We start from the raw sequence: 26138 nt of genomic DNA on the forward strand, positions 1-26138 counted from the left end.
GCATAAAAAGTGCATAAAAAATCCGTTGCCAGTAACCAAGATTGGTCTTGATTACCAACAACAGATATTATAGAGCCGGTTTAACTTATTTTATTGTCTAAAGGTTGAAAGCACAAAAAGAGTCGTGAACAGGACCCTATCAGTAACAGTGGCTTTTAAACTCGCAGTGAGCGCTTCGCCAGGCAGAAACTAGTTAATTGTAGCTGCAGATTGAGACTGATAACATCGGTCCCACGACCGCGTGTTATCAATCCCAATCGGAAGCGGCTAAATTTAAGTTATCCATGCGCTTTTGTCATTTCAATCTCTAGTCCGTTTCCGAAGCAGATTTACGCCGTGTCCGGCGTTCACCGGCATAGTCGGATTTGGTTGAAATCTCAACGTCACGAGCAAGCGCTTCACGTTTAGCCGCGACTTTCTCTCTTGCAGCGACCTTCGCCGCTTCCTTCACTGGATCCGTTGTCAAATCATGATAGATTGAAACTAACAAGACCAAGCAAACCGCTATCAGTGGGAATCCAGACATCGCACAGATAGACTGAATGGCTTTGAAACCACCAACCGTTACTAACCCTAATGAGAACAGTAGAAAAATCACGACCCAGCTCATCCGATTGAAACGACTTGGTTGTTCACCAACTGATAATTGTTTACTCGTGAATGATGACGTAATGAACGCAAATGAGGAAACTGTGGTTGCCAAGAAAATGAAACATGAGAGGCAATATAAGGCCAACATGATCATTTTAAGTGGCAAGGTGGTCAAGACGGCCGCAATCACCGCGGCTTGGCCTTGGGTATTCAAGATATGCACTAAGTTAACGATACCCATTTTTTGTAAGTACAACGCGTACCCACCTAAAATGGCGTAAAAGCTCACACAACCTAAAGAACCCCAGAGTAACATCCCGCCTAAGACCTGACGAATGGTCCGACCGCGTGAAATCCGCGCGATAAACAACCCCATGACTGGCATAAAGGATAACCACCAGCCCCAATAGAAAATGGTCTGACTCTGCATGGCAGTCATTGGGCCATTTGGTGACGAGTTAAAGCTCAAACTGACAAATTTATTAATAAACAAGCCAATACTATTGGTTTCAGAATTTAAGATATACGTCGTTGGACCGACGAGTAAAACAACAACTAAGAAGCCAATGGCTAACCAGATATGGGCTGAACTTAACCGGCCAATCCCGCGTTTAAGCCCATTGAAGACGGCCGCTGCGAAAATGACAAATAAAATCGCAAATAGACCAAGCTTTAAGGTCATCGTATCGGCAATTCCAGTAACCGTGCTCAAAACTTTTGAAATAACGGGAATTTCCATCCCAACAGAAGTCCCGACACCACCCATAATTCCGATGATGACTAGGAAATCAATGACATTGCGGGCCAGCTGTTTGCCGAGACCCGGACCTGCTAAAACTGAAATGGCGGCACTAAGCCGTTGCACTTTGACATGCTTCACATACATCGCATAAGCAATCCCAATCGTGGCTGGTGCAAACATCATCCACGCCATGGGGCCCCAGTTGAACTGGCCGAGCATGTGCGCATAATTATACGCGGAATTTGAAAATGGCTTGACGCCAAATGACGGATTTTGTAAATATCGCAATGGATCGGCGATACTCAACATCAATATGCTGGCATCGATCCCGGTTGCGTAAACCATGCTGCCCCAATGAAAAGTCGAAAATTCCGGTTTGTCTTTGGGACCGCCTAGTTTGGTTTTACCGAACTTACTAAAAGCCAAGTAAATGAAGAAGATAAAGTTGATGACGTAAACGAGCATATACAACCAACTCATGTTGACCGTTAACCAGTTTAAGATTGACCCTAAACCAGTCTCCAATGATTTCCCACCGACTAATAAAAACACTGACGCGATGGCAAATAAGCCAATCGTTGGTAAGTAAACCCACCAATCAATATTCTTGCTTTTTAAAATAATAAACCTGCTACTGAACATATACTTTCTATATCAAATATTCGTGGTTCTTCCTCCCATCACTGGGAGTCCCCACGCGTTAATTTCCGACTAGCAATCGGTACACCCCTCCGAGATTGATTCCTCGGAGCACTCAGTACCCTTATTAAATAAGGTTTAATCGGCATTGTCTACAGAACTCGGTTTGTGCTAACTCAAAATCAGTAGCAGAATTTCCTTCTTTCCGTTGGTTGAATTCCGCGGGACGCCATACTGACAATTTTTAATTGCTGAATCTACGTTGGTATTCATAGCAATGTTAAGAGTGTGAACGAAGGCGGGAGCTGGTGAGCATTGCCTAGCCAATCACATAATGCGTTTTTGGCATTCTGTGACTGGCGTAGCAAGCGGAACCCGTGCCGGTTCACACTCTAACACACAACGTAACGATCAAATTGTTACATTCAATATCTTGCTAATGGATAACCCCCTTGAATTTATCAGATAAGTTAGTTGTATGCAGTCACCTAGCAAGTTTAAATGGTGCCATCATACACAAAAAGGTCGCACAACAGGGTAACAAGTTACCACCTGTATCGCGCGACACCGCTAATACAAATGCTGATTTCAGTATTTATTCTGATATCTGATATTCATCTATTAGTATACTAGCATTAGAAATAATGTAAAATGACTGGTTTGTCAGGCGTTTAAGCCTATCATGATAAGCTTAAGCCACCTTTTAACCGGTCTTTTTTGGGCTTTTTTCAGAAAATTAATCTCAATTTCCGCAAATTATTATGTTTTGTTTAGAATCATTCTTATCTGTTTAAATTTAAACCATTAAGTGTTACGCTTGTGCTAATCATAAAGGAACCGATTACAAAGTTCAAGAGGAGGGGTTATAAATGCGACATTATTACAAATTAACTTTAACCGTTAGTGTTGGGATTGTGGCACTAATCTTAGAGTTTGGCTTACACCAACAGTTAGCCGCGCAAATTATCATTACGTTGATGGGGTCAATCATGGCCCTTTCCATGTTTGTTGAAATGGTCAAAACATTGCGGTCGGGGAAATACGGCGTCGATTTACTCGCCATCACCGCCATCGTTGCCACTTTAGCCGTCAGTGAATACTGGGCTGGGCTCGTCGTTTTAATTATGTTAACGGGTGGTGACTCACTCGAAGACTACGCTGCCAAACGAGCGAACACCGAATTAAAGGCGTTGCTAGATAATTCGCCGCAGACTGCCCATCGGCTCGTTGACGGTCAATTGAAAGACATTGCGGTTGAAGATGCGGTTGTTTCAGACCAATTAGTCGTTAAGCCCGGCGAACTCGTCCCCGTTGACGGTCATTTAATTGACGGTACGGCGCTTTTCGATGAATCTTCCCTAACTGGTGAATCCAAACCAGTTGAAAAAGTGGTCGGTGATGATTTAATGTCTGGGGCCGTCAATGGCGATAGCGCGGTGACGATGGTCGTTGATAAAGTCGCGGCCGATAGTCAATATCAACAATTGGTTAAATTAGTCAAAGAATCCGAAGCACGACCCGCAAAATTCGTTCGCTTGGCTGATCGCTATGCTGTCCCATTCACCTTAGTAGCTTATGTGATTGCCGGCGTTGCTTGGGCGCTGAGTGGTGACCCCCATCGTTTTGCAGAAGTCTTAGTCGTTGCTTCCCCTTGTCCATTGATTCTAGCTGCGCCCGTCGCACTCGTTTCTGGGATGAGTCGCACGAGTCGAAACGGGATTGTCGTGAAAACTGGGGACATGTTAGAAAAACTATCAACAGCAAAATCAGCGGCATTTGATAAGACTGGCACGATTACTAGCGGCCAATTAACGGTCAACCAAATTTTGCCACAGACCGGTTTTACCGCCGAACAAGTGTTGCATTTAGCAGCTAGTGCCGAACAAAATTCAAGTCATATTTTGGCACGTTCGATTGTTAAATATGCGAACCACACACCATTAAGTCCGGCCAACGATTTGGCGGAAGTTACTGGCAATGGGGTCACCGCTCAAGTCGATGATCACAACGTTAAAGTCGGAAAATTAAGCTTTGTTGACCCTCAGACTAGCGAAAAGCCCTTGGCTCAAACCGCGATTTACGTGGCGATTGATGACCAATACGCCGGCGTTATTACTTTTATTGACAACGTCCGACCAGAAGCCGCGGCCACCTTACAAGCGCTGCATGCTGAAGGGGTCAGAAACGTGATGATGCTCACTGGGGATCAACGGGCCATTGCCGATAAAATTGCGGCCGAAGTTGGCATTGATACCGTGCAAGCCGACTTATTGCCCGCCGATAAAATCAAAAATCTAAAAGCCATTCCCGAAGCCGGTCGACCAGTTATCATGGTGGGTGATGGCGTTAACGATGCGCCCTCTTTAGCCGTAGCGGACGTTGGGATTGCCATGGGAGCACACGGCTCAACCGCTGCCAGTGAATCGGCCGATGTGGTTATCTTAAAAGATGATCTCAGTCGCGTCGTGACCGCCATTCAAATTGCTAAAGATACGATGGCCGTGGCAAAACAGTCCGTCTGGATTGGGATTGCCATCTGTACCATTTTAATGTTAATTGCCAGTTCTGGGATTATTCCGGCACTCTTTGGGGCGATGCTACAAGAAGTTGTCGATACCGTTTCTATTTTATGGGCCCTACGCGCATTGCGTGACCGTCCTCATGCCGCGATTAAGCGCACAAAAACAGCCACGATTCGACAAAATTAAGGGCCAACTTATGTTAAGCTGGAATGAAACGAAACGGACGTGATTGTATTGCCTAAATGGGTACTCGACTGGTCGGAAGGTTCTTTAATTTTCATCATCGTCTTAACACTAGTCTCAGTCATTTTGCTCAGTGTGCCATTAAGAGAAACGATTCCAGTAGACTTTTTATACATGCTCATCACCTTTTACTTTGCTTGGCGACGAAGTAAACGACCAAAGAACTGATTACGACTAGCACCTTTAATAATTAAAAAAACAGATTGTAACTCAGTCACTCACCGTTGACACTTGGTGAATAACTGAAATTAGCAATCTGTTTTTTGTCAGGCGATACTGCCTTGATCTTCAACCGAAATCAATTTAAAGCTGTCATAGTCGAACAACCCACGATCCGTTAGTTTTAACGTTGGAATAACGGGAAGCGTTAGAAATGACAAGGTAATAAATGGATCAAATGGGATGGTCGTTTCACAAATTTGGTTATAAGCGGCTTTGATTGTCCCCAGTTGTTGTGACGCAACGTGATAAGAATCGGCTGAGAGTAGCCCACCAATCGCCAATGGCATGTTGGCAATAACTTGTTCATCATCCGCGACGGCAATGCCACCATTCGTCGACGTAATCTGATTAATCGCCCGCAAGATCGCCAGGTCCGACGTCCCAACCGCCACGATATTGTGGGAATCGTGAGCGACTGAACCAGCCACCGCCCCATGTTTTAATTGGAAGCCATGCACGAGGCCAACACCTACTCGACCGGTATTCTTATGCCGTTCCACCACAACCATTTTCAAAACATCTTGTGCCAGATCGGTCTGAAACTCGCCATCAACAACTGGCACATCCAAATGGAGATGATCGGTCTCAATATGGTTCGGTTGCACCCCAATCACATTCACGTGACCGGTCTTTAATCGTAATTTCAAGTCTGCTAGCGTGGCATGTTGATGAATCCGAGTTGCCGTGAATGGCAATGGCGTGGTTGCTGCTTCTGAGGTAATCCACTGGCCATTTTTCATGGTCCGCGCAATCTTCACCGATTCCAGGTCATCCAAGACCACTAAATCTGCCAACTTGCCGGCTGTTAAACTACCACGATCATTCAAGCGGTGCGCGTTAGCCGCGTGATAACTCGCCAATGTATAAGCTAAAGCCGGCCGCATGCCGTTTGCAATTGCTAATTTGACGTTATAATCAATCGACCCTTCCGTAATCAAATCGGCAATCGTTTTATCATCTGTACAAAAAGCAAACCGACTCGCATTAGCTTCCGTGACCGCGCCAATCGTCCCTAAAACGTCGCGTTCAACTGTGCCTTCACGCAGGAAGACAAACATCCCAGCTTTCACGCGATCTAACGCTTCGGTGACGGTCGTACATTCATGATCGGTATCCAGACCAGCATTACGCATGACGTTTAATTGATGGGGCGTCAATCCGGCCGCATGCCCATCCGCATGATAGCCATGCGCGGCAGCATCCCGAATTTTAGCCAAAGTATCTGAATCACCACGCTCAACGGCACCATAATCCATCACTTCGGCGAGCCCATGAACTTCTGGTTCTGTGTATAACGGCCGTAGATCTGCGGCATGTAACGTGGCACCATTATCGTCGAACGGCACACAGGGTACCGACGATGGCAACATAAAGAAGACATCCAGCGGCGTTTGACGGGCATCATCAATCAAATACTGAATCCCCGCCGTCCCAGCAACATTCGCCAATTCGTGTGGATCGGTCGCAATCGCTGTAACGCCGTGTTTCAATAAAACCTTACCCAATTCACTTGGCGCGACCATCGAACTTTCCATATGGACATGTGCGTCAATCATACCTGGTACGACCCATTTGCCGGTAGCATCATAGTGGTTCTCAGCTTGAAATGGCTCGTCCTTTAAGTTACTAATAATCCGACCGTCTTTAATCCACAAACTCGTTGCCTCAAATTCACGTGTTAACACATTTAAGACTTTAGCACCAGTAATAACCATATCCACTTTTTCTGTCATGCCGCTCTCCTTCTGCCTATTCAGAAAGAAAAAGAGCCGACCACTAGCCGTCGCAAAAAGAGCTACGGAAGTCATCGACTCAATTCGCTTATAGTCCAACATTTACGGTGCTGGGTAGAAACTTGCCATCCTTATCATGGCATTATATAGGCAATTAATTTATTTAACTGTTTTGGTTTGTCAGTAACCTTAGCAGACTTGTCCATTAAATGCAAACTCAATTCATTGATTGTAAGTGAATGAATGGATGGCTGCTAATTTCCGCCTACCGGGGGCTTCGTTTGGGGCTGGAACGCCATGAACCAGTTTTGAGTCAAAAGGCGGTCTCAAAAGCTGGTTTTTGACTAACCGTGGACAACTACCACGCTAAGTCAAACGCCACGGCTGAGCCCCAAACGCCCCCCTCACGGCTAGAGATGTGCATTATTTTGATTTTGAATGACCAGTCACCTAAAAATCTTAGCTGGCTGTGCAACGGTAGAACTAGTCAACATTTAAAAGTAATCGTACCTATGATTATTCAGCAACAAATCAATCAAGCGAGTCAACGGTTACCCGTTGCTTTCACCCGAACGACCGACTATGATATGAACAGCTAATAAAAACATTATTTAACAAACTAATTAATATTCGTGAGGTGCAATTTTTTATGATGATGATGAATAATCCAACGATGTTATCTTATATTCGCCGGGAGCAAACGGTCCTCGGAAATTTATTGACCGCTTATCCAGATGCAACTGCCAACGCCCTAGCCACTGTACCGACAACGACGAAGCATTGGCTCATTCTAACAACGGCTTCCAGTCTTAACGCTGCCAAGAGCGCCCAACCATACATGCAAAAGATGGCTGATACGCAAGTTGATATCGTAGACGCCGCGACCTTTCTCCATTACGGCCACGTTAATCCAGCCATCGACACAATCATCGGGATCTCCCTTAGTGGTGAGAATCAAACCACGATTGCCGCCATCAAAAAGGCCCAAGCTGGGACCACTGCCACGACAATTGCGATGACGGCTCAAAAAGAGAGTGAAATCGTTAGCGTCGCCGATACGAGTTTTAACCTACTGACGGGCAAAGAAACGATTCCCTATATAACGCTAAGTTATAACGCCATTGTCCTATCACTAATGTTTTTGAGCTTACGCAGCGCTGCCGATCGTGGATTACTGACAGAATTGGCCGCCAACCAAGAACTTGATGACTTTGGCCTGATCATCGAGCACATGAATGAGACCATTCAACGGGCCAATGACTACTACCGTAAATTCACCATTGATTTCGGCCTGGCCACGGAATTTACAAGTATCGGTGCGAGCAATTTAGCAGGCACGTTGGCTGAAATGCAGACTAAGTTTACCGAAATCGTCCGCGTCCCAACCCATGGTTACACCTTGCCTGAATTTACCCGCGGCGGCTATCTTGGTGCTCATGAAACCCAGCGACAATTCTATTTAGAGCTGACAACCAATCCAACTGTCATGGCAGACTTGCAAGCGGTCAAAGCCTATGAATCACGGCTAACCCCGCATATTTACACGATTAGTTTCATTGATGAACAGCCAGCCATCAATGATGGACAGACCTTGCAACTTTACCCGATTGAAGATGATTTGAAGGTTCCACTGTTAGCAATCATCCCATTCCAAGTCCTCTGCTGGTACATTGCAAAGGCAAAAGGCATCAATTTGTCACATCCGATTTTTGATAATTTTCAAGCTAGTTTGAAAGCTGAAGAATAAGTTAAACGAGCCTGGGGCAATCCTCAGACTCGTTTTTTTAACTTCGAATATTTGTCCTCGAAACGTGGAACAAAACATCCCTGACTTGGATCGGTCCCACGACTGCATGCTAGCAGGTCCAACCGGAAGTAACATCTGTTAATTACGCTGTATGCGCTAGTTACTGACCAGATGGGGGCTTACTCGCAAATTTTTTAACTATAACCTAAAACGACCGATAACAGCTTGGTAGCTTCCAAGCCATTATCGGTCGCATTTTCTTAATTTATTTCAGTGGCTTGTGTCAATTTAGCCTTCGCTTTTTTCGTTTGACCAACGTGTGCTAATCCAATACCAGTAAACCCACTGATAATCGAAATGATTGGGCAAAGTAAGCTAAAGAAAACGAATGGTAAGTACTGAACCGTTGGTACACCTAGGGTTGTCGTTAAGAAGACCCCACCAACACCCCAAGGAACTAAGTAGTTGATGACCGTCCCACCATCTTCTAAGACCCGACCAAGGGATTGATCCGCTAAACCACCTTCGTTAAAAGCTTTACGGAAGGCACGACCAGGTAAGATGATGGATAAGAATTGTTCACCAACAAAGACATTGACACCGATACAAGTTAAAATCCCCGCAGTAATCAACTTACCATCACTCGTTAAATGTTTGGCAATCGGCGTCATAATTTGACCAATTAAGCCAAATTTCATCAACAGACCACCTAAGGAAAGTGTGACCACGATCAAGGCCACCATACTCATCATGCTGACAATCCCACCACGAGATAATAGCGTATCCACACTGGCATTCCCGGTTTTTGAGACGAAGCCGGTATTAATAATTGCAGTTAGTTTGGTCATAGTAATTTTAGGTTGTTCAAATAAAATCAAACCGGCAGAAACAAAGATATTTAGTAGCATCGTTGGAATCGCGGGCATTTTAAAGCCGGCACAAACGAAAACTAGAATAATTGGTAACAAGGATAACGCGGAAATGCTGAAGTTGCCATTTAAGACAGCCACGGTTTCATTGATCTTGGCTAAGCTCACGTTGGCATTGTCATGACCTAAAACGGCGAATAATCCAAGGCTAATCAGGCCAGCTGGCAAGGTCGTCCAAAGCAAGTGTTTGATATGGGCAAATAAATCCGTATCAACGACTGCTGAGGCTAAGTTGTTTGTTTCAGATAGTGGGGATAATTTATCCCCGAAGATTCCGCCGCTAATAATCGCCCCGGCAACTAACGCTGGATTCAAGTTCATGGTGACACCCATCCCGAAAAAGGCAATCCCAACCGTCGAAGTCACGGTAAAGGCACTCCCGACAGCGGCACCAACTAACGTACAAACGATAAAGACGGACGGTAAGAACCACTGAATGTTAATCAATTTAAACCCAATCACCATCAAGGTCGGAATGGTCCCAGCCGCAATCCAAGTTGAGATCATCGCGCCAATTAAAATAAAAATGAAGATTGGAATGATCCCTTGATCAATACCTTCTTTAATGCCGGCATTCACCGCGGACCAAGGAAAGCCGCGTAGCATCGCCCAGGCGGTAACCACCCCCATGGCTAATAAGACTGGGACTTGAGGTGACAGGCCGAAGCCAATAACACCGAGGCTCATAATGCCTAAAACGACTAACAAAACGATTACTGCTTCTAAGGTGCTAATTTTCGGGGTGCTTTTGGTTTTATTCATGATTAATAACTCCTTTAATCAAAACTTCAGTAACAACCAACTAGCAGCGCCGATATCGCGCAATCCCACCACAATGTTTAAGTGTCATTCTAATCATCCTCTTCTATATAAAAAAATCGTCCCCATTGTTCGTTAGAACAACAGGGACGATTAGACTAGTCGCGGTACCACCCAGGTTGAGGATTCATTAAAAAATCCCCACTCACTAGAAGATAACGGTTCTAGTTATTACCCGTCCAAATCTGAAACTCCGTTACCGTATTTCAACCACAGCTCCTGATCGGTTCGCAGCAACCACCGACTTCCTGACACCCAGACCTGCATCTACTTGATGTAACGTTTAACGTTCGCTTATTAACTTGTGATTAACAATACCACCGTTATTTTTAATCGTCAAGACATTATTCTAATCTTTTTATAATTTAAGGTAACAACGACCAGCACTATGCCTTAATCGCGCGGCTTAACTGGTGCTTTAACGCCATTCACGACCGCTTGCGGCAATTCATCATTTAAAACGGCAATCGCATTACCGGTCACAATTTTAGCCATGGCGTCACGCGCTTCAACGGTCGCATTACCAATATGCGGCGTCAAGACGACGTTTTTCAGTTCAGCGAAACCGGGAGTTAGTTCAGGTTCCGTTTCATAAACATCCAACGCGGCGCCGGCAAGTTTTCCTTGTTGCAATCTTGATAATAGCGCCTGTTCGTCCACTAATGGGCCACGAGCGGCGTTAATGACATAGGCACTCGTTTTCATCAGCGCCAATTGATCCTTGCCCAATAAATGTTGGGTTTCACTGGTCAGTGGGGCGTGTAAGCTGACAACATCGGCCGTCTTTAATAACTCGTCTAGGGAAACATAAGTTGCGTCCGTCTTGCTAGCACTAAATACATTCAGGGGATGCCGTTGCGTATAAATAATCGTCATCCCAAACGCGTGTAACCGTTTAGCCACTGCTTGACCAATCGCACCCATTCCAATAATTCCGAGTGTCTTCCCTTTCACTTCATGGCCTAAGAAAAACAGCGGTGCCCAACCATCAAAGCCAGTTGTTCGCATGACTTGGTCCCCTTCGACCAAGCGATGCACTAATGCCAAAATCAAGCCAACAGTAACCTCAGCCGTGCTTGCGGTTGATACCCCCGGGGTATTGGTGACCGCAATCGCCCGATTGGCTGCATAATTGACATCAATATTATTGAATCCGGCACCAAAATTCGCAATCAGCTTTAACTTGGGTGCGTGGTCAATCACATCGCGATCAACTCGAGTTGAAAGTGGTGTAATCAACACTTCAGCATCCGCGACGCCCGCAACTAATTCCTCGTGCGAGATCAACCCGTTGCCTTGATAAACTGCTGGTTCGAGCCCAGCACGTTGTAAACTAGTAATCCCACTCGTGGGAATTGCCGCTGAAATAAAAATCTTTGCCAATGTTATTGCTTCCTTTCAAAGAGTGGGACAAGGGGCGGGTTGCTACCGAGCAAAGCCGCTTGTGCCACGTTTCGACAATAAATATTCGGAGCTACAAAAGAACCGACCACTAATGTGGCTGGCTCATCGTCACTTACCATAAAAATGAAATCATCGCTTTTGCGACTTGTGGATTTTGATTTAATGCACAGTGGGCCGCGTTCGAGCCACTATAAAACTGTTCTTGGTACGTGGCTAACTGTCGCCGTAAAACATACCCAATTGAGCGTGCCGAGGCGACGCTGACATAACCATCATTGTTAAACCCGTTATCAGTATCACCAATCACATTCAACATTTTAACGTCTTTCGGAAAGTTATGTCGTTGTTTGACCATGGCCGCAAAATGGCTCGTGAACCGAATTGGCTTGGCCGTCATCTGCCGGACTTGGCGCTCAGTTTCGGCATTTAAATAGCCAGTTAAACCATCGAATGGCCCACCAATCGTCACCACTTTGTTCAACGTTGGCAGTTGCCGGTCATGGCCATACTTCAACGCTTGATTCACAATGTCATTAGCACCCAGTGAATGACCGACGGCGTTATATCGGTTGACCCCATACTTGGTCTTTAATTGAACCAGCACTTGATGTAACCAATAGATCTGGGCCTTTTGTGACGCATGATTATCTTGAAAAATAACTTGCACCATCGGATTCTTGAGTGACTGATGCCAGTAACCCTTGAATGCCATGACGCCATTTTTATAAACATGGACCACGAGTGCCTTCTGTGCCGCACCGGCCTTTTGCGCATGGGTCATTAAATAATTAGTCGAACTCGCGCCACCATTGTAGCCATGTAAAAATATCGTTGCTGTCTTCGTTTTCTGATACTGATTACTGAGTTTTACCGCCGTTGTCGGCGTTAACTGGCTCGTCACCTTTGTAATTTTTGGATCACTGTTGCGGGCACCAATTAGAATAACTGCCATGCCGATTACAAAGGCCAACAGTAGAAATTGAAGCACCGTTCTAAACCGTTTCACCAAAATTTTCGCTCTCCCTATTATGTTTACTCTTTCTATTCTAACCGATTCAACCCAAATCACAATTATTATCTTTATCTGACTTAATCATGGACCGCTTCGATATCGTTTTTAACTTAAGACGCCTATAATTAAACTTGTGCCAGTTAGGCCACTATTTTAACGAACAGGCTTGGAGGAAATCATGTACGATAAAAATTTTAAATACCCGGATAAAGCGGCTTATGATTTTGTCATCAAAGCGCTCGCTGCCAAGGGTATAACCTATAAAGAAATTGCACAAATCACCTATAACTTACAAATTAATTATGTCCCCAATCTAACCATTGAAGAATGTGAACTGGAAACCAAAGAAGTGCTCCACAAACGCGAATTGCTGAATAATGCCATGGTCGCACTGGAACTTGACCGGCTGGCAACTGAGGGACAACTTAAAGAACCCTTGCAAACAATCATCGCTAGCGATGCGGGGGTCTTCGGGGTCGATGAAGGCTTAGCTTTGAATATGGCTAACATTTATGGGACTATCGGTGTCACCAATTATGGCTACGTTGATAAGGTCAAGGAAGGCGTCATTAAAAAGCTTGACACCGACAAGTCTGGCGCTGTAAATACCTTTATTGATGACTTAGTCGGCGCAATTGCCGCCGCTGTAGCGGCTAAAATTGCCCATAAATACGCTTAATCATTTACCAGCTGTGTACATCCAAAATTGGTTAGACCAGTGTCACAACTTCGATTAATATCAAGATTGTTATAAAAGTAAAAGAACGTCAACTGTCCTAATCAGTTTAGGAAGCCAGTTAACGTTCTTTTATTAACTTATTTTTCACTAAGATTAGTTTATGACAGCTAATCAAACTAACCTTAGGCCAGTTGATGTTCTGATAATGCCTTCATCTTCAAGACACGTTGATCCCGTGGAATAAACATGCGAATCTCATCCTGATTAAAACCACATAATAACCGATGATCATCAAAAATAATTGGCCGACGTAACAACTGTGGCGTTTGACTTAAAACATGGACCGCTTCACTCAGCGACATGTCCTCAATCGGCGTCGTCCGACTCAATTGTTGGTACGCATTTGACTTGGTGCTAATTAAATCATCAATTCCGTCGTACGTGTACTGTAGCAAATGTTTAATTTCAACTTCAGTCAACGGCTGGGCATTCATGTTGCGTTCATGGAACGGAATTCGATGCTCTAATAACCAACGATGGGCTTTCCGACAACTTGCGGTACTTGGTAACACACATAAGTTTATCATATTATTATCCCCAATCTTGCTTGCCTCACAATGCAACCCCCATTATTGTGCACTGTAATAGTTGACGTCATTAATTAACACCCTAATCATAGCAAAATTATGTTCTAATTGCTAGCGTTTTCAAGAAAATAATAAAAATAATTTGATGACCGCAGTTTATAAGCCGAATTATTCGGATTTTATAATGACCATCATTAAGAAATTAATATTAAATCAGCAGTTATTAGCCCCGTTCTTGCAAGTAAGCCAGTAAAACGACGGCTTGGTTGTGCTGCTCATCCTTAGCGCCGTATAATAAGATAACGTTGGTTTGCTTGAGTTGTTCGGCTACTTTTTTTACAAACTCAGCGGTCATCGGATTGGCTTCAATTTCTGCAAGATACCGTTTTTGAAATTCAGGATACTTGGCAGGTTCGTGATTGAACCATTTGCGTAATTCGGTAGTTGGTCCCATTTCTTTGGCCCAATCATCCAAATGTGCATTTACCTTAGAAATACCTCGTGGCCATAAGCGGTCGACTAAAATCCGATAACCATCCAGATCGGCTGGCTTCGTATAAATCCGTTCTAATTTCAAGTCCAACTTCATCATCTTCAATCTTTAGAATTCGAGGAATTATCTTGTCTCACTCACAATACGTCAATGCCGACTTTTTTACCGGTCGGCCAACAATTGAAATCGCCCAAGCGTTATTAGGTTCAACCTTATTATATCGCACTCCCGAAATTACGGGTGGCGGTTTAATCGTTGAAGCCGAAGCTTATTTGGGCACTAATGACACTGCCGCACACGCGTTTAAAGGTCGGCGCAGTGCCTTCAGTGAACCACTCTACCGCGGCCCGGGGACCTTATATATCTATCGCTTACGTGCCAACTATTTATTGGATATTGTCACGCAACCGGCAGAGACGCCCGAAGGCATTCTCATTCGTGCCATTGAACCGAGTATTAATCCCGAACAACTCATTAAAAATCGCGGCAAAAGTGGCGTGCTCGTTACCAATGGTCCAGGAAAACTCATGCAGGCACTCGGCATCCAAGATCAAGGCATGAATTTGATGGCAATTAATGATAGTCAGCTAGCCGTCGACCTTGGTCAACGAAAAGTCCCCCGGCAAATTTTAGCGTTGCCGCGCGTTGGTGTGAATCCCAACGCTGCCAGTGGCCAGCTTCCACTGCGTTTTGTGGTTGCCGGTAACCCTTACTTGAGTGATATTAAGAAACGCGATTGGCAGTCGGACCATGGTTGGAAATAAGTCAAAAAAATTGCAAGCCTAAAATAAGGCTTGCAATTTTTTTATATTAGACAGGTTGAACCAACATATCAACCAATTCAGCCTTAGTTGGATAAGACTTTTGAGTACCTTTTTTAGTAACCGTCATCGCTGCATATTGATTCGCATGTTGTAACGCTGTTGGCACATCTTCACCCTCAGCGAAATAGTGTGAGAAACTCCCGATAAATGAATCACCAGCTCCAGTCGTGTCAACGGCCTTGACCTTCATCCCTGGAACAATTTCCGAATGTCCGGCGGTAACCCAGAGTGCACCTTTGCTGCCAAGCGTGATGATCAAGTTCCCAACACCACGACCAATTAGGTTTTCGGCAGCCAATTTAATCTCATCCAAATTACCCGTTGGCATGCCGGTTAATGTCGCCAATTCAGTTTCATTAGGGGTAAAGAAAGCGACTTTTGAAACATAATCAATGTTTAAGTCTTCATTAGCAGGGGCTGGATTAAGTAATACCGGCACACCATACTTCACGCCCAAATCAATGGCATGATAATTTGTTGCTAACGAAATTTCTTGCTGCAACACAATTAGTTTTGAGTTTTTAATGAGATCTACTTTTTCATCTAAAACGGCTGGCGTTAATTCTTTATTAGCACCTTTGATAATTAAAATCCGATTATCACTCGTTGGATCAACAAAGATTGGTGCAACCCCACTCGCTTGATGACCAATGCCGATACCATCAGTCCGAATTCCACTAGCCTTATAGTTTGTAAGTTGTTGTTGACCAAAATCATCATTACCGACCATTGTAATAAAGTTAACGTCGGAACCAAGACGGGCTGCAGCCATCGCTTGATTAGCACCTTTGCCACCAAAACCCATACTAAATTCTGGGGCTTCAATTGTCTCGCCTTCAATCGGCATTCGATCAACATACGCGGTTAAATCAATCATATTTGAGCCAATTACTGTAATATCTGCCATGATGTGGCCTCCTTAGTTTTCCAAACCTGTCGTGACGGTAAACTGCCGTTGTTCCATCGGCTTCAATTGGATTAAGGTTCCTGCCTTTTCAGCAGCGTGCTTACCTTCTGGCGTGCTTGTCCCAGGTAACGCAAAAGCGGCAACTTGTTGGTCAGCATTGTATAAAATCCACCGAGTCGCAATTGGGAATTGGCTCGTCTTGAATTTTGTTAAGAAGTTATGTTCATCGTTTAAGTGCAAGCGGAATTCAGCAACATCCGTGAATTGGGTCAAATCTTTAGAGAAGAATACAATCTCTGGGTCATAGTGATCCGGATCATCTAATCTATTGATCAGTTCACCGCTAGCTTTAAGTTTATCATTATACGCTAACCAATCTGGCGTTGGGTGCACATGACTTGGCACCGTTTGACGTAATTGGAAGGCTTCATCGGGCATATTTTGTTCAATTCTGCCATTTTCTGCATAGGCATAATTCATGTGACACATATATTGTAATGGCATTGGTTGATACTTGGATAAGTTCGTGACACTCAAATTAATATCGAATAACCCAGAATCTTTACGCATCATGACTGAAGGTTCACTTAAATAATGATCGCCAAAACCTTTGACATATTCAAAGTCTGCATGAATCGTTAACGTCCCTTCCCCTAAGGTTAAATAAGCATGATCCATTCGACTAGTTGGAAATTCACCATGTAGTTGATAGTCATCTTCCGGCGCCGGCGTCCCATTGCCTAGTAAGCCAGAAGTGAATTGGAAACAACCATACGTATCTGCAATCCCCTTACCCGGAAGTGGTTGCGAAAACATATCCTTCATTTTTAATGAGATATTGTCAAAAATTGCATCCCAGATAATTAGCCCCATAAATGGCAGGACTACTAAATGGCCTCGACTATTTTCAATCCGCAAACCGTCGACACTCGAAGGATACGTAAAAGTTGTTGCTTTAAAATCATCATCTTGGTACAAAACTTTTTCTGCTTCTCCAAACATTGCATGGGTTAAATTAATTTTTTTCATTTTAGTTACTCCTCGTTTTAATTGGCAACACGTTGGTGTTTTTGATAGTAGTCGTACGCATATAAACCTACAACTGCAAAACTAATGACATTGATAACGAATGATAGTGAGATAGAGCCGGTCATGTCGGCAACTGCCCCTTGTAATAATGGTGAAACCGCCCCACCGATAATGGACATCACCACAATGGCACCGGCTGTTTCGGTATAACGTTTATCCTTCACAGTGTTTAAAGTCTGTGAGTAAATCGTTGGCCAGCCTGGGCCAAATAAACCGCTTGCAAGAATGGCGAAATAAATTGCCGTGATGTTTGGCACGAGCATGACATAGATTAAGGCTAAAACACCGATGACTGAGAAGCCCATCAGAACTTGCGATGATTGGAATCGTTTCATCAGGCTCGTGGCAATAATCTTACCTAAGAAGAATGCAATATAGCTATATACCATAAAGGTTGAAGCATCCCGTTCAGTAATCGTCTTTGAAAAGCTCATAGCCAACGTGATTGTGAATGACCAAACTGCCGTCTGCATACCCATGTAGATAAATTCAGTTCCAATCCCCTTCATAAATTCTTTGTTATGAATGAGGTAACTTAGCGTTTCACCAATTTTTGCGTCAGCAACTTGCTTCGTTCCCTTGGCTGCATGTGGACGACCACTTGGAAATTGCGTTAAAGCAAATAGTAGCATCCCCACAATCAGGACAATAATAATGTATTTATATGGTAGTAATGTCTGTTGCAGCATTTTTTGGCCATAGGCTAATCGAGCAGCACCATGCATTTTAGCCATGGTAGATTCTAAGCTCGCACCGTCGTTAAAGACTAAATACTTTCCTAATAAAATCCCCGCAACCGCCCCAATGGGGTAGAAGATTTGTGAGATATTCAGACGAACGGTTGAGGCTGATTTAGGCCCCATTAACGTTGAAAACGTATTGGCACTCGTTTCCAAGAAACTTAATCCGCAGGCGATTGCAAACAATGCAATCAAGAAAACCCCGTATGTTGCTAGATGTGACGCTGGGAAAAACAACCAGCAACCGACCGTGTATAAAGTCAGTCCCATTAAAATCGCAAACTTATAAGACGTTTTTTTAATAATTCGGCTAGCCGGAATGGCTAAGATAAAGTACCCCAAGTAGAAGGCACTATTGACAAACGCACTGGCGGCATTGCTCAGTGTAAAAATCGTTTTGAACTGCGTAATCAAAATATTATTTAAACTAGCCGCCGCTGCCCATAGCGGGATTAAAAGCGACAACAACATAAATTGGAAGATTGGTGTCCGGTCTAAGTACCCATCATCAAGCTCTTTCGCGTGCAGTTTAATAAAACCGAACTGACGCTTGGGTTTGAGCGACCCATTAATTGGTTTTTCCATGTGACGAAAATCCTTTCATATCTAAGTTGATCAATCTAAGTTCAGCTGAACAATCGTGGTACTTTTATGTGTTATGACTTAACAAGTCTAATCGCAAGCATGTAGCGCTTACATTTACGATGTATAAGTTGAGCCGCTTTGCTCACGGCTCGCTTAGCTTTACGCTTTCCCAATAATTTTCATGCTGGCACTTACGCCTAAACGTTCAGCACCGGCAGCAATCATTGCTTGGGCTTCTTCAGCAGAATGAATACCGCCAGAAGCCTTTACTTTAATACGCCCATTAACTGCAGCTGTCATCAATTCAACATCATGAACTGCAGCGCCACGTGTTGAGAAGCCAGTAGATGTCTTAACAAAATCCGCGCCAGCAGTTGCGACAATATCACTAGCACGACTGATTTCTGCATCCGTTAACAAGGCCGTTTCGATAATGACTTTTACGAGCTTACCGGCTTGATGACCAGTTTCAACCACTGCTTCGATATCTTTTTGAACGATTTCATCATGACCTGATTTGAATTCACCAATGTTCATGACCATATCAAGTTCGTCAACACCGTCCGCGATGGCTTGCTTACTTTCAGCAACCTTAATTGCAGTCGTATTTGCGCCTAGTGGGAAACCAATAACACAAGCAGTCTTGACTTCTGAGCCCGCTAATTGCGTATGTACGTGGTTCACCCAGTATGGATTGACCATTACTGAGAAGAAATGATTATCTAAAGCTTCCTTGGTCACACGATCAATTTGAGCCTCAGTCGCTTCCGGATTGAGTAGTGTGTGGTCGAGATAATGATTTAATAACATGTTTTTGAAACCCCTTTCTTTTTCAACAAAATCATCATATCAGGGAATTGAACATTTGTAAACACTTACTTTGAAATTATGTTCAATTTGTAAAATGTGCTATAATAACGCTATCAATAACGATGGAGTACGCTAATGGATAATCAGGATAAAATTAAAACTGCTTTAAAAGTCTGCCATTTATATTACGAAGACGGCCTCAGTCAAGGCGAAATCGCCAGTAAATTATCAATTTCACGCCCCACAATTTCACGGTTGCTACAGTTTGCCCGTGATCATGGCTTACTTAAAATCGAGATTATGGATCCGTTGAAAGATTTAGATGTCCTTGCAGCACAATTAGAAAAAAAGTATCATCTCAAAAAAGTGATTCTTATTTTTGACGCCACAAATGATCTTGAAGCAATCAACCCCAAAATTGGGGTGGCCGCCGCTGACTACCTAGAAACCATCGTCAAAGATGGGGATAGTATTGGCATCAGTTGGGGAGAAACCCTCGAAAGTGTTGCAAATCATTTGCATCCTAGTAAAACTAATAACGTTTCTGTCGTTCAACTCAAAGGCAGTGTGTCTGGAAGCGAAATGAATAACTTTGCAAATGATATCATCAATAAATTTAGCAATGCCTTCCACACTGATGCTGTTAATTTGCCACTACCAGTTATCTTCGACAATGCCACAACTAAACAAGTTGTCATGCAAGATCGATTCATCAATGACATTATTCAAAAGGGCATCAACACCAATATCGCACTATTTACTAGTGGTACTGTCCGAGATGATGCCATGCTTTTCAATTTAGGCTATCTTAGCAATGGTGAAATTAGTCGCTTGCAAGAACAGGCCGTGGGAGATATCGTTTCCCGCTTTTTAACTGCAACTGGTGAGATTGCCAATTCAGGCATCAATGACCGCACCGTCGGGATTCCATTGTCAGCACTGCACAACAAGGACTACTCAATTTTAATTTCTGGCTCAAGTCGCAAAGTCGCCTCTATTCGCGGGGCCCTACTTGGTGGTTATGCGAACGTTTTAATCACCGATTCGCAAACTGCTGCGGCGTTATTAGCCTAAAATCGCCAAAATAAAAAGCACCAGTTTAGTCCATCATCATGACGAGACTAAACTGGTGCTTTCGATTTAGGCGTTACCCTTCACCCACGACAACTTCAACCTGCCCACGTTTGGGGACGAAGTTGATATCATAGATTGGTTCGCGTAAAACTTTCTCATATTCTTCAAGAACATCATTCGGTAGCGGCGTGTGCGCCGACAGCGCTTGTAAGAGATCATCGACCGAATAAACCTGAGTCATGTCAACGAATAACCGGATATTGCTGATGGCGTCATTGAGTAATTCCGTCAAAACCGCATTGGGTTTGCCATTACCATCCGTCACCACAACTTGATTACTGTCCACTTCCTGATGATTTATCTTAGTTAACTTAACGATATCAAATATATTAAGCATGTGGTCTCGCCCTCCGTTAGTTTCTGTCGTTTTCCGCGCCAATAATTAGTTGGTAATAGTTTACCACAATCTCACTGCCTTGCGGGTAGTATCGCATGCTTGGGCTGAGTGCTTTGATAACGATCCCAAATCTTAGCCTGAACTTTGGGCATTGGATATTGACTTAGGTCGCTTGCACGAACCGTCTGACCGGCAAAAAAAGCTAAGTCAGCTGGGGCGACTTGACCTTGTAACAACTGGATGGTCCACTTTTGGTGGGTGAACGTATGCGTCACTGGCCGAACAGCGAGTGGCACTGCAGTCAGGGCCAACTGATACTCTCGTTTAAAATAGGCCACCGTCGCAGTAACTAGTTCAGTTGGCGTATACTCATCTTCTAAATCCAAATCAGTCAACTTAATCAGCGGGACGGTCCATAAATTAGCGAGCATTCCCTGACTACTCCGTTGGGTCAGCAACCAATCTGGCCCCATTTTAGTGACCACCGCCACATAATCAAACGGCTGTGGTCGTGGCTTTTTCGTCCGTACTGGGTATGCCAGTTCTTTGCCATCTAAATAGGCTTGATTGAAGCTTTTTACCGGTGAGTGCGCCGTATCTGGTTGGCGCGCCGTCATGTAACTTGCGCCAAGATCCATGATGGCTTGATTAAAATCCCCCGGCCGCTGACGAGAAATAATTTTGCTAATCGCGGCCTCAAAAATAGCCCGCGTCCCCGGCTTCGTAATATCAGCGTCAATTTCCAGTAGCCGACTAAACACTCGATAGGCATTCCCATCGACCGCTGGCACTGGTTCGTTAAAGGCAATACTGGCAATTGCGCCGGCTGTATAGGGACCGATGCCAACCAAGTCGCTCAGCTCAGCAGCCGTCTGTGGCCACTGACCGTTGTAATCGGCCAATAACTGCCGCGCACAGCGTTGCATATTGCGTACCCGAGAATAATACCCCAACCCCTCCCAGGCCTTTAGCAACCGTTCCTCGGGCGCCTGCGCCAATGCCGTTACAGTTGGAAACCAGGTCATAAAGCGCTGATAGTACGGAATAACCGTTTGAACTTGGGTCTGTTGTAGCATGATTTCTGATACCCAGACATGGTATGGCTCATGATCTTGTCGCCAAGGCAAGTCACGGCCATTTTCGTCATACCAGTCTAACAAGGTCGTTTGAAATGCCTTGATTGTGGCAGGTGACCACTCAATCATTTTGTGTCCTCCTAAAAACGCCACGCACCCAGTTTCCGGGCTCGTGGCGTTACTTTTTATTTTGCTTATTCTAACCGGTCAGCTAAATCAACCAGTGTCTTTTCGTAATGATCAGTGACACTCGCATCTTGAAAATCGGCATTAAAAACCGCCAATGTCATATATTCTGGATACTTCACAATCACCGTTGCTAAACGGTCATTCGATTGTGGATACTTCTGATCTTCATTATTTAAAATGTCCAAACTTGCTTGGTAGCAAACATTTGCTAAAAATAAATAATCGACAAAATAGTTAAAACCTAATTCATTTTTTAATTTAAAATGCGCGTCAGCGTCCACCGTTTCATGAATATTTGTTAAATACTTAGTCACGATTTCTTGATATTGACGCAACAACTCTTGCTTGGCTTCCGCATGTGCTTCGGTTGTCATAAATTTCCCCACCTAACTTAACTCTGTGAGAATTATAACATATGCCGCAACCCCAAATTAATGTTTTGGACGAGGCCAGCCAGTTGTTGATATTGCCATTGGCGTTCAGCAGTTACAGCGGCCGCATCATTCGGCTGCGTTAAATTGATTAATTTGATGCCTTGATCAGCGGCGCGCAACGCATTTTCATCGACATAAGCCGACGCAATCGCCCAGCTGACACATTCCAAAGCAGCTGCACCAATCGAGCTCGTGCTGTCCGCAATCATCGCATCAACCTTGGCACTTGCTTGCCGAACTTGATAGACATTTGCTAAATTAACCTGCCACAATTCATTGGCATCAATCGCTAATCGTAATTTACGATCATACTTCTGATTGTCATCGACATACTGCATCGCCTTTTTCGCGATAATCAACGCCCATTTGGCGAGTTGTTGTTGTGAGAGTTCACCAGTTAACCCTTCGATTTGGGACCGTATTCCAGGGTCATCGTCAATCGATATCTTAGGGTGACTCGGTCTAAAACCTTCCGTCATCACGCATTCCTACTTTCTGCTATTCCTACGACTACTATTCCAAACTATACGCCATCAGGCACTGCCGCTGCTAAACAGGCAACGACTTGCTCAGGGTTATAAAATGACTCCGATAATGCGACTGATGTTACTGCATTGTAACAGAAATTCAGCTGCTTTTGGCAACTAAACCTCAAATCGCAAAAATTCTTCAACTTTGATTTTATGATGACTGAAACTTGGCACATGAAGTTCCGGTTTAAGCGTCAAAAAAAACGGTGTCTAAGCTTCAGCACTCAGGACACCGTTTGACATTAATTATTGAATTTCAATATGGTGCGTGTCAGCCGCAGCCTTCTTAGGCAACGTCAACTTTAACACCCCATCTTCATAGTGGGCTTCAATTTTTGAGGCATCAACATCTGGCAAAGCATATTGACGGCCAAAGCGACCAGTCCGGCGTTCGCTAGCAATGATGTTGCCATCCTTATCGCTGTCATCACTAATACTATCGCGTTTAACCGCAATCGATAAGTTGCCATCGCGATACTTCAAAGCAATGTCATCCTTCTTAATGCCAGGGACATCAACGTGCATCTCATATTGTTCATCGGTTTCTTTGATGTCAGTCTTTAAAACAGCGCTGGAACCAAAGTTACCTGAAAATGAACGTTCCAAACCATTCACTAAATCATCCATCTTAGTCAAATCATTAAACCGATCAAATAAGTCGTTGTGCCAATTCATCATATCGTTAGCCATATCTAAATCACCCTTTCAACTTGATTACAAGTTCTATCCTAATCATTTAATGCATAATTGCAAGAATTTAGCACTCTTAACATTCGAGTGCTAAATTCAAATTTAATCCACTTGATAAACACCCATATCGACCGGAATAACCCGCACCACTTTATGCGGCGTAATTGTCAGGTTCTTGGTCAAACTTTGTAGTGGCCAACGCGATTTTGGTCGATCAGCTAATTCGAGACCAACCAGCATCCGAATGCGATCCAAAATATCAGGAACTGCGTAGGCATTGTCACCTTGGTTAAACGAGGTCTGTAACATATTAATCTCAACTTGTAAGTGCTGATCATGATAACTGAACGTAACCGGCACATAGACTAACTCGGTGGACGAACTGGTTTCTTGCGCAAGCGTTTGATCCAGCGTCGCAATAAAAGTCGTAAATTGATCCATACGAGCCACCCCCATTCGTTGCTAATATTATACAGCGGAGAAACTCAGACGGCTATCTTTATGCTAAAAAACATCAGTGTCTGGCTTTTCGCTAAATTCATGGTTTTCATGATAAATTCCGCCTACCGGGGGCTTCGTTTGGGGCTGGAACGCCATGAACCATTTTTGAGCCAAAGAGCGGTCTCAAAAGCTGGTTTTTGACTAAGCGCGGATAAACCCACCGCGCTAAGTCAAATGCCACGGCTGAGCCCCAAACGAAGCCCCCTCACGGCTAGAGATGTGTATTATTTTGAATTGTCAGTCAGCTAAAAAACCTAGGCAGTTGATGATCGAACTTAATCGACGTTTGCAAACAATCGTATCGGATAGCTACCATTCAAATTTCTTGTCTGAAGGTTGGAAGGTGACTAGTGGCTATCAATTTCATTTTAACAAGGTTTTCAAGTGAAATATTAATCACGAACAGTCAATGAAAATCGCCAAGAAAGTTTAAAACATTGCTAACTGGCACCATTATTTTTAAGAATCAAATCAACTGTTTTTAAGTCTTTTATCCATATAACCATTAGCCTGGCTGAAGGGCGACGCTGATTGCATCGGGTTTTGCAACCATTCCGGGCGAAGGACAAGACCGACCCTCAGGCTTGGCCTGGTCCCTCGTCCGCATGTAATCAGCGACGCCCGGAAGCGACAACGTTGACTTTTTTCATCATCAAAGTACTGGTACAACTGCATTTATTAGTGTTTTTCGTCAAATATCATGAAAGACAGTTTCTCTCTATTTGATGTGTGCTAACGCAAAAAAAGACCAATCACACTAAATGTGGTTGATCTCTTTGGTATGAACGTTAGAAATTAGTTATTAGATAATTTCTTAGCATCTTCATCGATCGTTTCAAAACCGGAAACGCCGTTCTTTTGCTTTGGATGCTTTGCACGTTCTTCTTCAGCTTTTTGAATCATAGCCTTTTTTTGTTCTTTGCTAAGCTTTTGTGCCATGATAATCGCCTCTTTTGTTTTGGAAAACGGATACATTATCCGTTACAAGTTCATTATAGTGCTAAATTCAAAAAGTGGCACACTTTTGCCTAAAAAGTTTTGAACCCTTCGACTTGCATTCTGTAACCATAAGTTTTACAGTTAAGACATTCAGGAGGGATATTATGACAAAAGTACTGATCCTCGGTGCCGCTGGCCAAATCGCCCGGTTAGCCGAACAACAATTTTTAGCAACGAAAGATGTAGAACTCACACTTTACTTACGTAACGCCGAACGGGTCGCTGCGTTAAAGTCAGATCGCGTCAACGTCATTGATGGAGATACGACGGATGTCAACAAGCTGACCCAAGCAATGCAAGGTCAAGATGTGGTTTATGCCAACTTGGCTGGTCAAAATATCAAAGCGCAAGCTGAGAGCGTTTTGAAGGCCATGCATGCGGCCGGCCTCAAACGCCTCATCTGGATTTCAACCTTAGGCATCTATGACGAAGTTCCTGGCAAGTTTGGCCAATGGAACAATGATACCTTAGGCAGTTATTTGACGACCTACTACAGTGCCGCCGAAGTCTTAGAAAATTCTGACTTGGACTATACAATCATTCGCCCAGCTTGGTTAACTAATAAAGATGAAATCGACTATGAAACAACTGGTCGTCACGATGCCTTTAAAGGGACCGAAGTTTCTCGTAAGAGTATCGCTGCGTTAGTCGTTAAACTCGCAGAAACTCCCGGTGAAAGTGTGCGTGAATCACTCGGTGTCAACAAACCAAATACCGATGGCGACAAACCGGCTTGGTATTAATCCAATAATATAATCGAATCAAATTTGCAGCCATTATTTATCATGTAATGGCTGCAAATTTTTTAATTTATTTTTCATTTTTGGCCCTATGAAATCAAGCTTTCAAAATCGAAGTCCTTTCGAGTTGACGCCGCTAAACTCGGGTGTTAAATTGTAGACTCAATTTGAAAAAAACTTGGATTTTCTGA

General features: G+C 43.9%; 25 protein-coding genes and 1 riboswitch. Of the genes, 6 read left to right on the forward strand and 19 right to left on the reverse strand.

Translation table 11 applies throughout. The features are described 5' to 3' along the window. Positions 1–307: 307 nt before the first annotated feature. On the reverse strand, positions 308–1975 hold the full coding sequence (locus FFM74_RS09025; RefSeq protein ID WP_137626304.1) for a BCCT family transporter: 1668 nt from the start codon (positions 1973–1975) through the stop codon (positions 308–310). An 866-nt stretch (positions 1976–2841) separates the two neighbouring features. On the opposite strand from FFM74_RS09025, the gene FFM74_RS09030 reads away from it, so the two are divergent. After that, complete coding sequence (locus FFM74_RS09030; protein WP_137626305.1) at positions 2842–4680, forward strand: heavy metal translocating P-type ATPase; 1839 nt, start codon at positions 2842–2844, stop codon at positions 4678–4680. A gap of 8 nt (positions 4681–4688) precedes the next feature. Here the strand turns inward: FFM74_RS09030 and FFM74_RS13660 are convergent, their stop codons facing one another. Together FFM74_RS13660 and ade are read right to left on the reverse strand one after the other, a co-directional pair. Continuing rightward, a complete protein-coding gene (locus FFM74_RS13660; protein WP_171000695.1) occupies positions 4689–4853 on the reverse strand; it encodes a hypothetical protein in 165 nt (54 codons plus the stop codon). 150 nt (positions 4854–5003) lie between these two features. Next, positions 5004–6692, reverse strand: coding sequence for an adenine deaminase (ade, locus tag FFM74_RS09035; RefSeq protein WP_137626306.1), 1689 nt, complete (start codon positions 6690–6692; stop codon positions 5004–5006). Between the two features lie 71 nt (positions 6693–6763). After that, a riboswitch (purine riboswitch) is annotated at positions 6764–6862 on the reverse strand. A gap of 479 nt (positions 6863–7341) precedes the next feature. On the opposite strand from ade, the gene FFM74_RS09040 reads away from it, so the two are divergent. Continuing rightward, the gene (locus FFM74_RS09040; RefSeq protein ID WP_223877208.1) at positions 7342–8439 is read left to right on the forward strand and encodes an SIS domain-containing protein; all 1098 of its coding nucleotides are present in this window, start codon (positions 7342–7344) and stop codon (positions 8437–8439) included. Between the two features lie 260 nt (positions 8440–8699). Here the strand turns inward: FFM74_RS09040 and nhaC are convergent, their stop codons facing one another. From nhaC to FFM74_RS09055, 3 genes are all read right to left on the reverse strand, one after another. Next, positions 8700–10130, reverse strand: coding sequence for a Na+/H+ antiporter NhaC (gene nhaC / locus FFM74_RS09045; RefSeq protein ID WP_137626307.1), 1431 nt, complete (start codon positions 10128–10130; stop codon positions 8700–8702). A gap of 450 nt (positions 10131–10580) precedes the next feature. Next, positions 10581–11570 carry a 2-hydroxyacid dehydrogenase family protein gene (locus tag FFM74_RS09050; protein WP_137626308.1) on the reverse strand — a complete coding sequence of 330 codons (990 nt, stop codon included), beginning with the start codon at positions 11568–11570 and terminating at the stop codon, positions 10581–10583. 133 nt (positions 11571–11703) lie between these two features. Further along, positions 11704–12579: an alpha/beta hydrolase gene (locus tag FFM74_RS09055; protein ID WP_223877209.1), complete on the reverse strand. Its 876-nt coding sequence runs from the start codon at positions 12577–12579 to the stop codon at positions 11704–11706. A gap of 202 nt (positions 12580–12781) precedes the next feature. Between FFM74_RS09055 and FFM74_RS09060 the strand changes: the two genes are divergently transcribed. After that, positions 12782–13282, forward strand: a complete 501-nt coding sequence (locus FFM74_RS09060; protein WP_137626310.1) for a phosphatidylglycerophosphatase A family protein — start codon at positions 12782–12784, stop codon at positions 13280–13282. Positions 13283–13464: 182 nt separating this feature from the next. Here the strand turns inward: FFM74_RS09060 and FFM74_RS09065 are convergent, their stop codons facing one another. Both FFM74_RS09065 and FFM74_RS09070 read right to left on the reverse strand, forming a co-directional pair. Further along, positions 13465–13869, reverse strand: a complete 405-nt coding sequence (locus FFM74_RS09065) for a Spx/MgsR family RNA polymerase-binding regulatory protein (protein ID WP_137626311.1) — start codon at positions 13867–13869, stop codon at positions 13465–13467. 223 nt (positions 13870–14092) lie between these two features. Next, positions 14093–14452, reverse strand: a complete 360-nt coding sequence (locus FFM74_RS09070) for a DUF488 domain-containing protein (protein WP_137626355.1) — start codon at positions 14450–14452, stop codon at positions 14093–14095. Positions 14453–14490: 38 nt separating this feature from the next. Between FFM74_RS09070 and FFM74_RS09075 the strand changes: the two genes are divergently transcribed. Next, on the forward strand, positions 14491–15126 hold the full coding sequence (locus FFM74_RS09075) for a DNA-3-methyladenine glycosylase (RefSeq protein WP_137626312.1): 636 nt from the start codon (positions 14491–14493) through the stop codon (positions 15124–15126). Positions 15127–15172: 46 nt separating this feature from the next. On the opposite strand, the gene rbsK is transcribed toward FFM74_RS09075, so the two are convergent. The 4 genes from rbsK to deoC form a co-directional block, all read right to left on the reverse strand. Beyond that, the gene (rbsK, locus tag FFM74_RS09080; RefSeq protein ID WP_137626313.1) at positions 15173–16093 is read right to left on the reverse strand and encodes a ribokinase; all 921 of its coding nucleotides are present in this window, start codon (positions 16091–16093) and stop codon (positions 15173–15175) included. A 12-nt stretch (positions 16094–16105) separates the two neighbouring features. Beyond that, complete coding sequence (locus FFM74_RS09085; protein WP_137626314.1) at positions 16106–17122, reverse strand: aldose 1-epimerase family protein; 1017 nt, start codon at positions 17120–17122, stop codon at positions 16106–16108. A 17-nt stretch (positions 17123–17139) separates the two neighbouring features. Then, positions 17140–18507 carry an L-fucose:H+ symporter permease gene (gene fucP, locus FFM74_RS09090; protein ID WP_137626315.1) on the reverse strand — a complete coding sequence of 456 codons (1368 nt, stop codon included), beginning with the start codon at positions 18505–18507 and terminating at the stop codon, positions 17140–17142. A gap of 159 nt (positions 18508–18666) precedes the next feature. Further along, positions 18667–19317, reverse strand: coding sequence for a deoxyribose-phosphate aldolase (gene deoC, locus FFM74_RS09095; RefSeq protein WP_137626316.1), 651 nt, complete (start codon positions 19315–19317; stop codon positions 18667–18669). Positions 19318–19452: 135 nt separating this feature from the next. On the opposite strand from deoC, the gene FFM74_RS09100 reads away from it, so the two are divergent. Then, the gene (locus FFM74_RS09100; RefSeq protein ID WP_137626317.1) at positions 19453–20391 is read left to right on the forward strand and encodes a sugar-binding transcriptional regulator; all 939 of its coding nucleotides are present in this window, start codon (positions 19453–19455) and stop codon (positions 20389–20391) included. A gap of 73 nt (positions 20392–20464) precedes the next feature. On the opposite strand, the gene FFM74_RS09105 is transcribed toward FFM74_RS09100, so the two are convergent. The 7 genes from FFM74_RS09105 to FFM74_RS13665 form a co-directional block, all read right to left on the reverse strand. Next, a complete protein-coding gene (locus tag FFM74_RS09105) occupies positions 20465–20788 on the reverse strand; it encodes a hypothetical protein (protein ID WP_137626318.1) in 324 nt (107 codons plus the stop codon). A gap of 71 nt (positions 20789–20859) precedes the next feature. After that, complete coding sequence (mutY, locus tag FFM74_RS09110) at positions 20860–21993, reverse strand: A/G-specific adenine glycosylase (RefSeq protein ID WP_137626319.1); 1134 nt, start codon at positions 21991–21993, stop codon at positions 20860–20862. Positions 21994–22058: 65 nt separating this feature from the next. Further along, positions 22059–22427 carry a hypothetical protein gene (locus FFM74_RS09115; RefSeq protein ID WP_137626320.1) on the reverse strand — a complete coding sequence of 123 codons (369 nt, stop codon included), beginning with the start codon at positions 22425–22427 and terminating at the stop codon, positions 22059–22061. A 32-nt stretch (positions 22428–22459) separates the two neighbouring features. Beyond that, the gene (locus FFM74_RS09120) at positions 22460–22966 is read right to left on the reverse strand and encodes a putative immunity protein (protein ID WP_137626321.1); all 507 of its coding nucleotides are present in this window, start codon (positions 22964–22966) and stop codon (positions 22460–22462) included. Positions 22967–23263: 297 nt separating this feature from the next. Further along, entirely contained in the window at positions 23264–23707 is a 444-nt protein-coding gene (locus FFM74_RS09125) for an Hsp20/alpha crystallin family protein (protein ID WP_137626322.1), read from the reverse strand. A gap of 102 nt (positions 23708–23809) precedes the next feature. After that, positions 23810–24148, reverse strand: coding sequence for a hypothetical protein (locus FFM74_RS09130; protein ID WP_171000696.1), 339 nt, complete (start codon positions 24146–24148; stop codon positions 23810–23812). Positions 24149–25003: 855 nt separating this feature from the next. After that, complete coding sequence (locus tag FFM74_RS13665; RefSeq protein WP_171000307.1) at positions 25004–25147, reverse strand: hypothetical protein; 144 nt, start codon at positions 25145–25147, stop codon at positions 25004–25006. Between the two features lie 164 nt (positions 25148–25311). Here FFM74_RS13665 and FFM74_RS09135 point away from each other — a divergent pair, with 164 nt between their 5' ends. Beyond that, complete coding sequence (locus FFM74_RS09135) at positions 25312–25950, forward strand: SDR family oxidoreductase (protein ID WP_137626324.1); 639 nt, start codon at positions 25312–25314, stop codon at positions 25948–25950. Positions 25951–26138 lie beyond the last annotated feature (188 nt).

The sequence above is a fragment of the Lactiplantibacillus pingfangensis genome (assembly GCF_005404945.1).
Lineage (GTDB): Bacteria > Bacillota > Bacilli > Lactobacillales > Lactobacillaceae > Lactiplantibacillus > Lactiplantibacillus pingfangensis.

Coding starts and splice junctions, on each gene's coding strand:
- fucP (WP_137626315.1), bottom strand. CDS start 18,507: ATGGAAAAACCAATTAATGGGTCGCTCAAACCCAAGCGTCAGTTCGGT.
- FFM74_RS09100 (WP_137626317.1), top strand. CDS start 19,453: ATGGATAATCAGGATAAAATTAAAACTGCTTTAAAAGTCTGCCATTTA.
- deoC (WP_137626316.1), bottom strand. CDS start 19,317: ATGTTATTAAATCATTATCTCGACCACACACTACTCAATCCGGAAGCG.
- FFM74_RS09060 (WP_137626310.1), top strand. CDS start 12,782: ATGTACGATAAAAATTTTAAATACCCGGATAAAGCGGCTTATGATTTT.
- FFM74_RS09135 (WP_137626324.1), top strand. CDS start 25,312: ATGACAAAAGTACTGATCCTCGGTGCCGCTGGCCAAATCGCCCGGTTA.
- FFM74_RS13665 (WP_171000307.1), bottom strand. CDS start 25,147: ATGGCACAAAAGCTTAGCAAAGAACAAAAAAAGGCTATGATTCAAAAA.
- FFM74_RS09120 (WP_137626321.1), bottom strand. CDS start 22,966: ATGACGGAAGGTTTTAGACCGAGTCACCCTAAGATATCGATTGACGAT.
- nhaC (WP_137626307.1), bottom strand. CDS start 10,130: ATGAATAAAACCAAAAGCACCCCGAAAATTAGCACCTTAGAAGCAGTA.
- FFM74_RS09065 (WP_137626311.1), bottom strand. CDS start 13,869: ATGATAAACTTATGTGTGTTACCAAGTACCGCAAGTTGTCGGAAAGCC.
- rbsK (WP_137626313.1), bottom strand. CDS start 16,093: ATGGCAGATATTACAGTAATTGGCTCAAATATGATTGATTTAACCGCG.
- FFM74_RS09025 (WP_137626304.1), bottom strand. CDS start 1,975: ATGTTCAGTAGCAGGTTTATTATTTTAAAAAGCAAGAATATTGATTGG.
- FFM74_RS09115 (WP_137626320.1), bottom strand. CDS start 22,427: ATGACAACCGAAGCACATGCGGAAGCCAAGCAAGAGTTGTTGCGTCAA.
- FFM74_RS09030 (WP_137626305.1), top strand. CDS start 2,842: ATGCGACATTATTACAAATTAACTTTAACCGTTAGTGTTGGGATTGTG.
- FFM74_RS13660 (WP_171000695.1), bottom strand. CDS start 4,853: ATGTATAAAAAGTCTACTGGAATCGTTTCTCTTAATGGCACACTGAGC.
- FFM74_RS09130 (WP_171000696.1), bottom strand. CDS start 24,148: ATGGATCAATTTACGACTTTTATTGCGACGCTGGATCAAACGCTTGCG.
- FFM74_RS09040 (WP_223877208.1), top strand. CDS start 7,342: ATGATGATGATGAATAATCCAACGATGTTATCTTATATTCGCCGGGAG.
- FFM74_RS09105 (WP_137626318.1), bottom strand. CDS start 20,788: ATGCTTAATATATTTGATATCGTTAAGTTAACTAAGATAAATCATCAG.
- ade (WP_137626306.1), bottom strand. CDS start 6,692: ATGACAGAAAAAGTGGATATGGTTATTACTGGTGCTAAAGTCTTAAAT.
- FFM74_RS09085 (WP_137626314.1), bottom strand. CDS start 17,122: ATGAAAAAAATTAATTTAACCCATGCAATGTTTGGAGAAGCAGAAAAA.
- FFM74_RS09125 (WP_137626322.1), bottom strand. CDS start 23,707: ATGGCTAACGATATGATGAATTGGCACAACGACTTATTTGATCGGTTT.
- mutY (WP_137626319.1), bottom strand. CDS start 21,993: ATGATTGAGTGGTCACCTGCCACAATCAAGGCATTTCAAACGACCTTG.